Origin of the sequence: Maricaulis sp., from assembly GCF_034670125.1 — a bacterium.
Classification (GTDB): Bacteria; Pseudomonadota; Alphaproteobacteria; order Caulobacterales; family Maricaulaceae; genus Maricaulis.
On the sequence record NZ_JAXMOC010000001.1, the window covers coordinates 586,621 to 599,433 of the forward strand.

A 12,813-nucleotide genomic window follows, 5' to 3' on the forward strand; every position below is an offset into this window, starting at 1 on the left:
CCATGAAGCGTGACCTGATTGCATCGGCGCTCCTGATTCTGCCTGCACTGGCCCTCGCCGGATTCGGCTGGATGGGGACAGACACCACGACGCAGATACCGGTTCACTGGGGCCTGGACGGGCAGCCGGATCGCCATGGCGGGCGGGTCGAGGCCTTTTTGCTGTTGCCGGCGATCATGATTGTCCTGACGGGCGTTTTCGCCATCCTGCCACTCGTTGATCCGCGCGGCCGTAATCTGCAGCGGTCGCGTGTGGTCCTGGACACGGTGCGGTTGGGCGTACTCACCTTATTGCTGTTCGTACAGGGTATTCTGGTCAGCCTCGGTCTGAACTGGATCGGTCCGGATGAAGTAACCTTTGTGCCAACGCTCATCCTGTCGGCGGTCGGGGCGCTTTATGTCCTGCTCGGCAATGTGCTCGGCAAGGCACGACCGAACTGGTTTGTCGGTATCCGGACGCGCTGGACCCTGTCATCGGACCTGTCCTGGGACAAAACCCATCGGCTGACCGGCCGCCTGATGGTGGCGGGCGGGTTGGTCTTGCTGGCCGGTGTGTGGGCACTGCCGCCGGAGCGCCAGATCTGGCTTGTTCTGGTGTCGGCACTGACGCCAGCGGCTATTGGTATCGTCTATTCATTCCTGGTCTGGCGGTCGGACCCGACCCGCCAGACATTGACCCCGGACGATGTCACTTAAGGAGCGGTCACACCGGCAAAGATGTGGAAGGGGAAGGTCTCGACCAGCCGTCGCGACATCTCGATCCCGCGAACCGGGTTGCCCTGTCGATCCAGGCGCGGGCTCCACAAGGCAAAACCCGCGACGCCGGGAACGACAATCATCAATCCGCCTGAAACGCCCGATTTCGCCGGCAGGCCGACACTGAACGCATACTCCCCGGAATAGTCATACATGCCGCATGTCAGCATGAGAGACAGGGTATTGCGGACGATCCGGCTGTCGATGACCCGGTGGCCCGTGGTAGGACAGACACCGCCATTTGCCAGTGTCGCTGCGACAAGGGCGAGCTGACGGCAATCCAGGGTCAATGAACAGGCCCGGAAATAGAGGTCGAGGGCTGAGTCCGGGTCGCATTCCTCAGGAAAGGCGTCGTGTTCATCCATCAGTTTGACGAGTGACTGATTTCGTTTCGCTGTCGCCCGTTCACTCAGATAGACGGCTTCATCGAACCCGACGGCCTCTCCCCCCGCCGCCGAACTGACGAAGCGGGTCAGCAGCCCGATGCGGGCGTCGGTTGTCCAGTTCGGGCGGATCATGGCGCTGCACATGATGGAACCGGAATTGATCATCGGGTTGTGCGGACGCTTGTCGGGGTCGAGCGCCAGTTCGTTGAACCGCCGCCCGGAGGGTTCGCGACCCACATGACGATGCACCCGGTTCTCGCCATTGAGTCCCATCGCCAGGGCGTAAACCAGCGGCTTGATCACGGATTGCTGGCAGAATGCGGTCTGCGACTCGCCCATCATCGTCTGCTGGCCGTCGATTGAACAGGCAGCGAACCCGAAGGCATCGGGGGCCTGTTTGGCCAGCTCGGGAATATAGTCAGCCGGTTGACCCTGTGAGCAATCGCGCACATAGGCGAAGATGTTGGCAAGTTGGCTGGAAAACTGGTCGAAGTGGCGGATCGCCAGTTCGCCCTCAAGGGCCCGCAATACCAGCGACAGCGCATCGGCGTTGGACAGTTCGACCATTTGGTCGGCGATGAGAGGGCCGTCTGGCAGGCTTTCGAGGCTGGCCAGTCGCGGCAGCCAGTCCGGCGTCAGGCCATCATGACCCAACCTGGCCAGCAAGTCCGTCCTGGACAAGCAGTCCAGCGCTGCCGCCCGGCGACAGATGGCTGTAGCGACCGTGCGGACGGCATCACGGGTTTCCGCCGCCTGCTCGAAACGGGCAGGGCGCGCGAGAAAACGGGCAAGCGGATCAGGGCCTGACGGGTTCATGGCGCCATGAATGGCCAGGACGTCACGCCTGTCCAGCGTTGCAAGCGTCACGATCGTGCTGAAACCGGCGCGAAACACTTGCCTGTCAGCAAGAGCAGCGCTACCCGCATGTGGATATCGAGAAGGAAATTGCCCATGCCCGCGAAAAAACCTGTCAAAAAGGTCGTTCTTGCCTATTCGGGCGGCCTCGATACGTCGGTCATCCTGAAATGGTTACAGGATGCCTATGGTGCGGAGGTGGTGACTTTTACGGCTGACCTCGGACAGGGTGAGGAGCTGGAACCGGCGCGCCGCAAGGCTGAAGCGGCCGGTGTGTCGGAAATTTTCATTGAAGACCTGCGTGAAGAGTTCGTTCGGGATTTCGTCTACCCGATGGTGCGGGCCAATGCGGTCTATGAGGGGCTCTACCTGCTCGGCACCTCGATCGCGCGCCCCCTGATCGCCAAGCGGCTTGTCGACATCGCCCATGCAACGGGTGCCGACGCGGTCGCTCACGGGGCCACCGGCAAGGGCAATGACCAGGTCCGTTTCGAGCTGGGCGTCTATGCCCTTGATCCGGATCTGCACGTCATCGCGCCGTGGCGTGAATGGGACCTCAATTCCCGCACCAAGCTGATCGCCTACGCCGAGGAAAACGGTATCGAAGTCGCGATGGACAAGCGCGGCGAAGCCCCCTTCTCGGTTGACGCCAATCTCTGGCACACCTCGTCCGAGGGAAAAATCCTGGAAGACCCGGCCGAGGAAGCGGCTGATATCGTGTTTCAGCGCACCGACGCGCCGGAGAATGCCCCGGACAAACCGGAATATGTCACGATCGGCTTCAAGGCGGGTGATGCCATTTCCATCAATGGTGATGAGCTGAGCCCGGCCACCTTGCTGACCCGGCTGAACGAACTTGGACGGGTCCATGGGATTGGCCGCCTCGATCTGGTTGAGAACCGCTTTGTCGGCATGAAGTCCCGGGGCATTTACGAAACGCCCGGCGGAACGATCCTGATGGCCGCGCACCGCGGTATCGAGCAGATCACGCTGGATCGCGGCGCCTGTCATCTCAAGGACGAGCTGATGCCCCGCTATGCCAAGCTCCTTTATGAGGGCTTCTGGTTCTCGCCGGAGCGCGAGATGTTGCAGGCGGCGATTGACCACTCGCAAAAGGATGTGACCGGTGAAGTCCGGGTGAAACTGTTCAAGGGCTCCGTGAATGTCGTCGGTCGGTCGTCCGAACACTCTCTTTACTCGCTCGAGCATGTTACATTCGAGGAAGATATCGTTTACGACCAGAAAGACGCTGAAGGCTTTATCCGGCTCAATGCGTTGCGCCTGCAATTGTTGGCCCGTCGCAAACGGCGTCTCGGACAGAATGACTGACTTACATGAAGTCCGACTTACATGAAGTCCGACGTCACCCGATTCCACCTGAGTGGACATGAATGAAAAATTCATTTGGCCCTGCTGAACTTTACAACCGAGCCGGAGCAGCGGACGCTGGCCCGCCCCTGAAAGCGGGGTTAGTGCGGTGTTCAGGGCTGGTCCCTGGCGTCGACGCATCGATCGGTCCGATTGGAGGGTGAGGGGCGCATGCACTCCATCCTGCTGACAGTATTGTTGGATGTTCTCTTCGCCGCGACCTCGATCGCGGCGATCGTCTACATGTTCAGGAATGCTCAACCCTTGCGTGAGGCGGGCGCCATCCGGCCGGTGCAGGTGCTGACCATCGGACTGCTGGTCTGGGCCGCCTATCATCTTGTCGATGCAAGCCTTCTGTTGTTCGGCCCGTTCTTCATCGATGCCGCCCGCCTGCCAACGACGACTGCGTTCATTCAGACCCACCTTCGTGGCGTTGCGGATCTGGTTGCGACCGCCTTCCTGATTGTCGGCTTTGTGTGGCTGCTCCGGCGGGTCGTCGGAATTCTGACCGGCCTGAAGACGTCTCGCGATGCGCTGGAGCACGAGCTCGACGGCAGCAGCGAGCGTGAAGCGGAACTCAAGGTGCGCGCCAAGAACGAGCGGGCGGAAAGCCAGTCACGGTCGGAATTCATGCTCGGCCTCAGCCACGAATTGCGGACTCCACTGAATGGCATTCTGGGCCTGTCCGGATTGCTGTCGAACACGGATCTTGATCCGTCCCAACGCAAGCTGCTGGCAACGATGGAGCGATCGGCCCAGGCAATGCTCGCTCGGGTGACGGATGTGTTCGATCTGGCCCGCCTGGAAAACGACAAGATCGAATTGCGCAGCATCGCATTCCAGCCGTCCGAGCTGGCGCGTACCGTGATCGGTCTGTTTGAGCCGCTGGCCGGCGAGAAGGGCCTGCAGCTGACCCTGGAAATCGGCGATGACGCCGACCTGCCCGTCCTGGGCGACCCGATCCGGGTCCGCCAGGTCCTGAACAATCTGGTCTCCAACGCGATGAAGTTCACGCCAGCCGGATCCGTGGCGATCTCGGTCCGCCTGATCACCAACCCGTCAGGCAAGAGCTGGGTTGAATACCAGGTCACCGATACCGGAGTTGGCATTGATGCTGGTTTGCTCGAGCGGCTTTCGGAGCGGTCCGGACGCGGGTCCAGCGGCGATTCCGGTCTTGGTCTGGCGATCTGTCGACGCTTGTCGAGCTTGATGGATGGCGATCTGACCATTGAAAGCCAGGTCGGGTCGGGCACGCGCGTGACCGTGCGCTTGCGTGTCCAGGTGGAACCGGACGATCCCGATCAGGATTGAGGCGTTCCGAGCTTCGCCTCCCCGGAGTGCTGGGCTAGAGTGCGCTCCGGAGGACCTGTCGATGAAACTCATTGTGACCTTGATGTCGGCCGCGCTCGGATTGGGCGCTTGCGGCGAAATGTCGGGAAATGCCAATCACGCTGCCTTGTTTGACCTGGCGCCAGAAGCCGTTCGCGAGGAGCTTCGGGCGGCGGACCGGCATGTGCTTGTGGTGCGCCATGCCCTGAAGGTCTCCCCCGATTGCAACGGCATGGATTGCCCGCTGAGCCCCGAAGGTGACCTGATGGTCGAGCGGCTGGCCGCATTGATCGGCGACACGCCGGTCGATCGCGCGTTCTCGAGCGCGGCCTGCCGGACCCGTCTGACCGCTGCGGCGGGCGGAATCGAAGTGGTCGCCCACCAGGCCGTCGATGGCTATGCCGTCGGTTGCCTGGAAGGCGAAACCGTGGACCGGCTTCGCGCTGACGCCTTTGCCGATGTGGATGCGGCCCCGGCCGGTTGGACTCTGGTCGGTGAGCATTCCAACACATCCTGCTTGTGGATGTCGGCGTTTGCGGGCCCCGAGGCAGCGCAATCGGCCGGGTGTGACGGCGAAGGCCGACTGCCGGATGACGCCTATGGCGATATCTTCTGGCTCTATGCCCTCGGCGAGGACTGGTCCCTGATCGTGCTTCCGGACGCCTTTTCTGTTTCTGATTGATCGCGTGCGCCTGCTGTTTGTCTGCACCGGGAATATCTGTCGTTCGCCGACCGCTGAAGCGGTCGCGAGAAGCCGACTGTCGGCGCTTGGCCTGGATTGGCGGGTCGACAGTGCGGGGACCGGCGGGTGGCATGCCGGAGAGGCTCCCGACCCGCGCGCGGCGGCTGCAGGTGTAGCGCGCGGGCACGATTTCGCCGGTCTGAGCGCGCGCGAAGTCGAGCCTGATGATTTTGACAGGTTTGATCACATCATCGCCATGGACGCCAGCCATCTGCGAGCCCTGAACGCGATGCCAGGCTCTGGCCGGGGGGGCCGGCTGAGCCTGATGATGGATTGGACCGGCGAGCCCGGCATTGACGTCCCGGACCCGTATTATGGCGGTGAGGACGGTTTCGACCGGGTGCTGGACATGATCGAACGTGCCGTCGACGGGTTGATCGGCCGATTGCAGGCGGATCAGGTCAGCGGGTAATCCGCTTCGGCTTCGTAGATGTTGCCCGCGCCACGCGACGTCCAGCTGGAGTACAGCGTGAAATGGGTGGCCCGCCATGGCTCAGTGGAAAAACCGCCGGTCCGCTCGGCAAAGCGGGTCAGTTTCCCTATTGGCGCGCCCTGGAGATAGGCGAGCGTCATGTGGGGGTGGAAATTGCGGTGCTCCGGCTCCAGCCCGGTGCGCCGGGCGGCCCGTTCGCACTTCGCATTGAGCTCGGACAGCGCCTCGCTGGGGCGGACACCGAGCCAGAGAGCGCGCGGGTCGAGTTTGCCGAACCAGCCGGAGCCCAGCAAGGCCAGGTCGAAGGGGGGCACCGTGATGGTGGCGAGCTCCGCATCGAGGTCCTCTGCTTGGCGCTCATCGATCGCCCCGAAGAAGCGCAAAGTAATGTGGAAATTTTCGCGCGGGCGCCAGCGGGCACCCGGGACACCTTTCTGCAGGCGTGCGATTTCGGCGTGCAGACTTTCAGGGACTGGCAAGGCGGCAAACAGGCGAAGCGTCATGATTCACTTTCCGGACGACGTCTCAACTAGTGTGATTTCCGGTGCCCGGGCAATCCAAGCGGGTCGGGCGGGATTGTCGGCGCTCCAGTCCCCCATTGCGCTGACAGCCGAAACTTGCCTTCCCGCCCGGGGATCATGATATATTGTCGACAAAGCGCCCGTGTGGGCGCGCGTAGCCAAGAGAGACGTCCCCAATGAATGATTTTTCCCGCACCTATTCCGACACCGGCTCGCTGGACATGTCGGTGGATGCCGGCCTGCGCAAGTTCATGCTCGGCGTTTACAACAAGATGGGTCTCGGCCTGTTGTTGTCGGCGGCTATTGCGTACGCGGTCGGTACTTACCCGCCGCTGACCCAGCTGGTGTTCGGCACGCCACTCCTTTTCGTGGTCCAATGGGGCCCGCTGGCGCTGCTCTTCGGCTCCATGTTCTTCATGCGTAATCCGTCGCCGGCGGGCTCGGCCATCCTGTATTGGGCCATTGTCGTCCTGATCGGCGCCAGCTTGAGTTTCTGGGTGATCATCGCTTCGACAAACCAGGTTGTTCAGTCGGTCGGCGGTCGCAGCTTGTCGATCGATTTCGGCACCATCGCCCAGGCTTTTGTGATCACGGCCGGCTCCTTCATGGCCTTGTCTGTGTTCGGCTACACGACGAAACGCAACCTGATGCCGATGCAGAACTTTCTGTTCATGGCGGTGTTCGGTGCGGTCGCGCTTGGCATCCTGAACTTCCTGTTCTTCCAGTCCGGCATGCTCGAGCTGCTGCTGCAGTTCGCGGTCCTGCTGCTGATGGCGGGCGTTGTCGCCTGGCAGACCCAGGCGCTGAAAGTCACCTACTACCAGATTGCCGGTGACCAGCGTTCGATGGCCGTGATGACGAATATGGGGGCGTTGAACCTCTACATCGCCTTCGTCAACATGTTCCAGATCATCCTGTCCCTGCTTGGCAGCCGCGAATAGCGCCGCCCAGACAAGCTGAAACAAGGAACCCCGGAGCGAATGCTCCGGGGTTTTTCTTTGTCCGGCTGTCCCGGACAATCAGTCGATCACGCGGAACTTCTTCTTGTCGAACACGGTCATCACCTGGGTGAGATCGTGTCCGCGCTTGAGGATCTGGCCGCTGACGGCGACCACCTTGTACTGGCCCTGACGGTTGGCGTCGGCCGGTGTCTTTATCACTGAAAACATCGGCATTTCGCTGTGACGGCGGAATATCGAGAACACCGCCTCGGTCGGCAGGCCGTCAATGGCATAGTCCTTCCACTCGCCTTGGGCGACGAAGCGCCCATAGACGCGCAGGATCGCGTCGAGCTCGCGCCGGGTCCACATCACGGGTTCCGGCTTGCGTCTCGCGGTAGGGGATACTGGGTGCACCCTGAATTCTCCCGCCAGTTGAATCAGCCCTTGCAGCTTACAAACATTTCACGCAGTGCCGCAAAGTTGCCACATTCCGGGCGCGTTCCGGCCATATCGGAACACCACCGTCTCACCTGTCGGCCGGTCGCAAACACGCCTCCGAGCCTGGTTTTAGACAGCCCCCCCAGCCCCCCGGGTCAAGAGGCTGCGGTCCGGCCGACACCCAAAAACCCCTCATGAAATGGACAACTTGCCTTGCCTCTGGCCAAGCGCGCCGCACCGGGGTAACGCTAGGTCAGTCAGATCATGAGCCCTGCGAAACATGCTGGTTGCCGATCAACTCATCAAGGATTTCGGGTCCTTCCGTGCGGTCCGCGGTGTGAGCTTCACCTTGGAGCGCGGCGAAGTGCTCGGCTTTCTCGGACCGAATGGTGCGGGCAAGACCACCACCATGCGCATGCTTGCCGGCGGGCTCGAGCCCGATGGCGGCACCGCCTCGATAGCGGGCTATGACTGCACGGCCCAGCGGATGGAGGCACAGTCGAGACTGGGCTATCTGCCAGAGGGGGCCCCGGCCTATCCGGCCATGACCCCCCGCGGTTTCGTGATGTTCGGCTTGCGGGCACGCGGCTTCTCCGGGTCGGCGCTGACGCGCGCTGCCAGCCTGGCCCTGGAGCGTGCCAATCTGGGTGCCATGGCCGACCACCCCATCGGAACGCTCTCGAAAGGCTACAAGCGTCGTGCCGCCCTCGCCGCCGCCATCGCCCATGATCCCGCCGTCCTGATCCTCGATGAACCCACTGACGGGCTGGATCCGAACCAGAAAGACGGCGTTCGTCGGCTGATCCGCGACATGGCGCCCGAAAAGGCCATCATCATTTCGACCCATATTCTCGAAGAAGTCCCGGCTGTCTGTTCGCGCGCCATCGTTATCGACCAAGGTCGGATCCTGTTCGACGGTACTCCGCGGGCACTGGCAGCGACCACGCCCGACAATACGGTTGAAGCGGCATTCCGCGGTCTCACCCAGTCCGTCCCGGCGGTTGGAGGAGCCGCGTGATTCATACCCTACAGGCTGTTTACCGACGTGAAGTCAGTGCCTATTTCCAGACACCGCTTGCCTATGTCTTCCTGGCCGTTTTCGCCTGTTCCGCGCCGGCTTTCGCCTTCCATGTCGGGCGCTTTTTTGACACCAACCGGGCTGATCTGGCGCCCATGTTTGACTATCTGCCCTGGCTTTTTGTCGTCCTGATGCCGGCGCTGGCCATGCGGGCCTGGGCCGAAGAGCGCGACAGGGGCACGCTGGAATTCCTCATGGCGCTGCCAATCCCGCTTTGGGCCTCGACCGGCGGAAAATTCCTGGCGGCTTGGACAATGGCCGCCATTGCTCTGGTGCTGACCTTTCCGATGTGGGTCGCCGTGAACTATCTCGGTGATCCCGACAATGCGGCCATTGCCACCGGCTATCTCGGTGCCTGGCTGATGGCGGGCGGATATCTGGCAGTCGGTCAGGCGCTCTCCGCGACGACCGCCAACCAGGTGGTCGCCTTCGTCCTGGGTACCGGAGCTGCCTTTCTTTTAACCATGGCGGGTCATCCGTTCGTGCTCGCCGCCCTGGGAGAAGGGGCGCCGGCGTCGGTATCCGAATTCGTCGCCGGGTTGAGCGCGTTCGAGCATTTTGATGCCTTCCGCAATGGGGTCATCGGTGCGGCGGACCTGGTGTATTTCATCGGGTTGATTGTCCTGTCCCTGTCGGTGGCCGGGGTGCTGGTCGCTGAACGGCGCGGGGGCGGACGATGAAGCGGACTTTCTTCCTGCCCTTGATGGTGGTCAGCCTGCTGCTTGTATTCCTTGCCGGAAACCAGCTGGCTGGTCGCTGGCTCGGCGGTGCCAGGCTCGACCTGACCCAGAATGGTCTCTATCGACTGTCTCCCGGATCTGTCTCGGTGATGGACCGGCTCGAAGAGCCGGTTGAGTGGCGGTTCTACTATTCGCGTGCCGACGCGGCTCAATACCCGGCCATCCGGGCCTATGCGACCCGGGTCCGCCAGTTCCTTGATGCCTATGCCGATCGCTCGGGCGGGCGCATACGGGTCATCGAGATCGACCCCGAACCGTTTTCGCAAGACGAGGACGCGGCGATCGCGGCCGGCCTGACAGCCATGCCAACGGAGGGCGGTGATCGCCTGTTCTTCGGGCTCGTTGCCCGCAATTCCGTGGATGACCAGGCCGTGATCCCGCTGTTCCGTGAAGAGGCGGAAGCACGTCTGGAATATGAACTCACCCGCCTGATCGTCGATATCGAGCGACCGCAACGGCCGCGCCTGGCCGTCCTGACCAGCCTGCCATTGAGCCCCGACGATGGTGCGCCCAATACCTTCATCGCCGAACTGAACACGGCCTATGATCTGACCTGGCTGGAGCGTGATTTCGCGTCGATCCCGGATGTTGCGGCCTTGCTCATCCTGCATCCCGGTTCGCTGACTGAAGCGCAGTATTATCTGATCGACCAGTTCGCGCTCGAGCGCGGCCGCATCCTGGCGTTTATCGACCCGCTGGCCCATGTGGCCCTGCGTCCCGGGCCCGACGGCCTGCCGCCGCTCAATGCCCGACGGGCGTCTGACCTCGGGCCGCTGCTGGCGCGCTGGGGGGTGCAGTATGATCGAGAGACGGTGAGCATGGACCGGCAACTCGGACTGCCTGTCGAGATTATCGAATCCGACGGCCGCGCGCGTCGCCGGGCTTATCCGCTGTGGTTTTCTCTGGGCGCGGCGCAAATCAGTCAGACAGACCTTGCCACGGCAACACTCGATCTCGGGCTCAATTTCGGTTCGCCTGGCGCACTGGTCGCCGGCGATCTGCCGGGTGTCGAGATCACGCCGCTTCTGGCCACCTCACCCGACGGTGCGCGGCTTGATGCCGATATTGCAGCCGGCGCGCCGGGCCCCGACGCCTTGTTGCAGGATTACCAGCCGGACACCGATCCGCCTGTTCTCGCTGTCCGGATTACCGGGCAGATCGAGACGGCCTTTCCAGACGGGCCGCCAGCCGCCGACATCGCCTTCAATCCCGGCCAGCATCGTCAACACCCGGTAGCTCCGGTCGATATTGTCGTGGTCGCGGACGCTGACTGGCTGGATGACAGCTACTACGTCCGCAATGATCCGGGTGCCGGCAGCATGTTTGTCGCTGACAACATGACGCTGGCGCTCAATCTTGTGGACATGGCGGCGGGTGATCCGGCGCTGGTCAATCTGCGCTCACGCACCCCCTCCTTCAGGCCCATGACGCGGGTTGAAGCCCTGCGGGCCGACGCCGAGGCGCGCTATATCGCGACACAGGACAGGCTGGAGAGCGAAATTGCCGAGGCCGAGGCAAGGCTTGATGCCCTGCTTGGGTCCGGGCAGGCGTCGGCGCTGGTAACCGGATCGCGTCAGGATGATCGCGACGAGGCCGTGCGCCTGCGCGACCAGATTGCGCGGACCCGTACACAATTACGCGACATTGAACGCGATTTCCGCCGCGACATCGACGCCTTGAATGCTGATCTGCAGTTCTGGACGATCGGGGTGCCCCCGGCACTGGTGATCCTGTTCGGGATTGCGGGATCGGTCGTCCGCCGGCGACGGAGGCGCGGATGAGTGCTGTCACGGATGCCCGGCGTCGATTCCAGCTTGCGGTCGTCGCAGCCACCGCCGCTGCCCTCTCGGTCGGCGCCGTCGCGACCGCCATAATCGACACCCGCGCCGTATGGCGACCCGATGTCAGCGGTCCGGTTTTGCCGGACTGGTCACAGGCGGTCGCTGCGGCCCGGGAGATCGAGATTTCCGGAAATGACCGGTTCACCCTGGTGGAGGTCGATGGCACCTGGCGCATGCCCAGCCGTGACGGCTACCCGGTCAGGCCCGAGCGTCTTGCAGCGCTCGATGCCTATCTGGCGTCATTGGTGTTTGAGGGAGCGCGGACCGATATCCCCCGGCGCCTCGGCCGCCTTGGCCTGGCCGAGCCGGGTGAAGCCGATGGCGGCACATTGATCGCGGTTCGCGATGAGGCGGGTGAAACACGGGCAGAGATAATCATTGGCGAGACCCGCGACCCGCTGGTCTATGTGCGGCGGCCCGGCCGTGCGCGGGCCTATGCCGCACAGGCCGGTAGTGGCGCGGCGGGCAGCCTCAACCTGCTCCCCGCCGATGGCTGGCTGGATCTCGATTTCCTGACCCTGGGCACCAGCGATATCGCCCGGGTCGATATCCAGCCGGAATCGGGCCCGGCCTATCGCCTCGAACGGGCCGCATCGTCGTCACGAAACTTTGCCTTGCGTCAACCACCCGGCTGGCAACCCATCACCGCGGCTGCCGGGAACGGGCCGGCAGCGACGCTGGGCCGGGTTCGCTTCCGCGACGTTCGCGCAGCCGACCGACTGGGCGGTGAATTCGTTGCCCATCATACCGCCGAGACCTTTGCCGGGCTCCGCGTCCGCATTGACGTGAAAGCCCTGGGTGACACGCGCTGGGCACTGATCACCGCGTCAGCCCTGACCGATGACGCCGAAGCCGACGCCGCGGCACTCAATGCGATCACGGAAGGCTGGGCCTACCTGATGTCAGACCTGACCATCGACCGCCTGATCCGGCCCTTGGACCGGATCGCGGACCGCAGCAGGGCGAGTGACGATGCGCCTTAACCAGATCACGATTCCGGTGACCGATATCGCCCGGTCCAAAGCCTTCTACGAGCGGTTGGGATTTCGCCTGCTTGTCGATAGTCCCCATTACTGCCGTTTCCTGGCGCCGCAAGGCGACACCACGTTTTCGCTGCATGTTGACGGGTCGGTCCGGCCGGGCGCGGTCATCTATCTGGAGGCTGACGATGTCGATGGCGAGTTCGCGCGCCTGCAACAGGCCGGGTTCAGTTTCGAGACCGATCCGCGCGATGAGAGCTGGCTCTGGCGCGAGGCAATCCTGCTGGATCCGGACGGACACAAGATCAAGCTCTACCACGCCGGCAGCAATCGCATCGACCCGCCCTGGCGGGTCACTCCGAAACCGAAGCCGGCAACCGGTGCAGCGTGACCGGAATTGCCCGTT

Annotated in this window: 14 protein-coding genes; 11 read left to right on the plus strand and 3 right to left on the minus strand. The window is 63.0% G+C overall.

Features of this window, described 5'->3' with window-relative positions:
- Positions 1 to 2: 2 nt before the first annotated feature.
- The gene (locus tag VOI18_RS02540; RefSeq protein ID WP_323760836.1) at positions 3 to 695 is read left to right on the plus strand and encodes an SdpI family protein; all 693 of its coding nucleotides are present in this window, start codon (positions 3 to 5) and stop codon (positions 693 to 695) included.
- Here VOI18_RS02540 and glsA read toward each other — a convergent pair.
- Positions 692 to 2,035, minus strand: a complete 1,344-nt coding sequence (glsA, locus tag VOI18_RS02545) for a glutaminase A (RefSeq protein ID WP_323760837.1) — start codon at positions 2,033 to 2,035, stop codon at positions 692 to 694. The two genes, VOI18_RS02540 and glsA, sit on opposite strands and share 4 nt — an antisense overlap.
- A gap of 57 nt (positions 2,036 to 2,092) precedes the next feature.
- Here glsA and VOI18_RS02550 point away from each other — a divergent pair, with 57 nt between their 5' ends.
- The 4 genes from VOI18_RS02550 (at position 2,093) to VOI18_RS02565 (ending at position 5,847) form a co-directional block, all read left to right on the plus strand.
- A complete protein-coding gene (locus tag VOI18_RS02550) occupies positions 2,093 to 3,325 on the plus strand; it encodes an argininosuccinate synthase (RefSeq protein WP_323760838.1) in 1,233 nt (410 codons plus the stop codon).
- Positions 3,326 to 3,535: 210 nt separating this feature from the next.
- Positions 3,536 to 4,675, plus strand: coding sequence for a sensor histidine kinase (locus VOI18_RS02555; RefSeq protein ID WP_323760839.1), 1,140 nt, complete (start codon positions 3,536 to 3,538; stop codon positions 4,673 to 4,675).
- Positions 4,676 to 4,736: 61 nt separating this feature from the next.
- Positions 4,737 to 5,375 (plus strand): histidine phosphatase family protein, encoded by a 639-nt coding sequence (locus VOI18_RS02560; protein WP_323760840.1) that lies wholly within the window; start codon positions 4,737 to 4,739, stop codon positions 5,373 to 5,375.
- 4 nt (positions 5,376 to 5,379) lie between these two features.
- Positions 5,380 to 5,847, plus strand: coding sequence for a low molecular weight protein-tyrosine-phosphatase (locus VOI18_RS02565; RefSeq protein ID WP_323760841.1), 468 nt, complete (start codon positions 5,380 to 5,382; stop codon positions 5,845 to 5,847).
- On the opposite strand, the gene thpR is transcribed toward VOI18_RS02565, so the two are convergent.
- Complete coding sequence (gene thpR, locus VOI18_RS02570; RefSeq protein ID WP_323760842.1) at positions 5,832 to 6,371, minus strand: RNA 2',3'-cyclic phosphodiesterase; 540 nt, start codon at positions 6,369 to 6,371, stop codon at positions 5,832 to 5,834. The two genes, VOI18_RS02565 and thpR, sit on opposite strands and share 16 nt — an antisense overlap.
- Before the next feature lie 194 nt (positions 6,372 to 6,565).
- Here thpR and VOI18_RS02575 point away from each other — a divergent pair, with 194 nt between their 5' ends.
- A complete protein-coding gene (locus VOI18_RS02575; RefSeq protein WP_323760843.1) occupies positions 6,566 to 7,330 on the plus strand; it encodes a Bax inhibitor-1/YccA family protein in 765 nt (254 codons plus the stop codon).
- Between the two features lie 78 nt (positions 7,331 to 7,408).
- On the opposite strand, the gene VOI18_RS02580 is transcribed toward VOI18_RS02575, so the two are convergent.
- Positions 7,409 to 7,699: a DUF2794 domain-containing protein gene (locus VOI18_RS02580; protein ID WP_323760844.1), complete on the minus strand. Its 291-nt coding sequence runs from the start codon at positions 7,697 to 7,699 to the stop codon at positions 7,409 to 7,411.
- A 349-nt stretch (positions 7,700 to 8,048) separates the two neighbouring features.
- Between VOI18_RS02580 and VOI18_RS02585 the strand changes: the two genes are divergently transcribed.
- The 5 genes from VOI18_RS02585 to VOI18_RS02605 are packed head-to-tail and all read left to right on the plus strand — an operon-like array spanning position 8,049 to position 12,798.
- Complete coding sequence (locus VOI18_RS02585; protein ID WP_323760845.1) at positions 8,049 to 8,786, plus strand: ABC transporter ATP-binding protein; 738 nt, start codon at positions 8,049 to 8,051, stop codon at positions 8,784 to 8,786.
- Entirely contained in the window at positions 8,786 to 9,526 is a 741-nt protein-coding gene (locus VOI18_RS02590; RefSeq protein WP_416374851.1) for an ABC transporter permease, read from the plus strand. The genes VOI18_RS02585 and VOI18_RS02590 overlap by 1 nt, the downstream gene beginning before the upstream one ends.
- Positions 9,523 to 11,367 carry a GldG family protein gene (locus VOI18_RS02595; protein ID WP_323760847.1) on the plus strand — a complete coding sequence of 615 codons (1,845 nt, stop codon included), beginning with the start codon at positions 9,523 to 9,525 and terminating at the stop codon, positions 11,365 to 11,367. Before VOI18_RS02590 ends, VOI18_RS02595 begins: the two co-directional genes overlap by 4 nt.
- Positions 11,364 to 12,410, plus strand: a complete 1,047-nt coding sequence (locus VOI18_RS02600; protein ID WP_323760848.1) for a DUF4340 domain-containing protein — start codon at positions 11,364 to 11,366, stop codon at positions 12,408 to 12,410. Before VOI18_RS02595 ends, VOI18_RS02600 begins: the two co-directional genes overlap by 4 nt.
- The gene (locus VOI18_RS02605; RefSeq protein WP_323760995.1) at positions 12,400 to 12,798 is read left to right on the plus strand and encodes a VOC family protein; all 399 of its coding nucleotides are present in this window, start codon (positions 12,400 to 12,402) and stop codon (positions 12,796 to 12,798) included. The genes VOI18_RS02600 and VOI18_RS02605 overlap by 11 nt, the downstream gene beginning before the upstream one ends.
- Positions 12,799 to 12,813 lie beyond the last annotated feature (15 nt).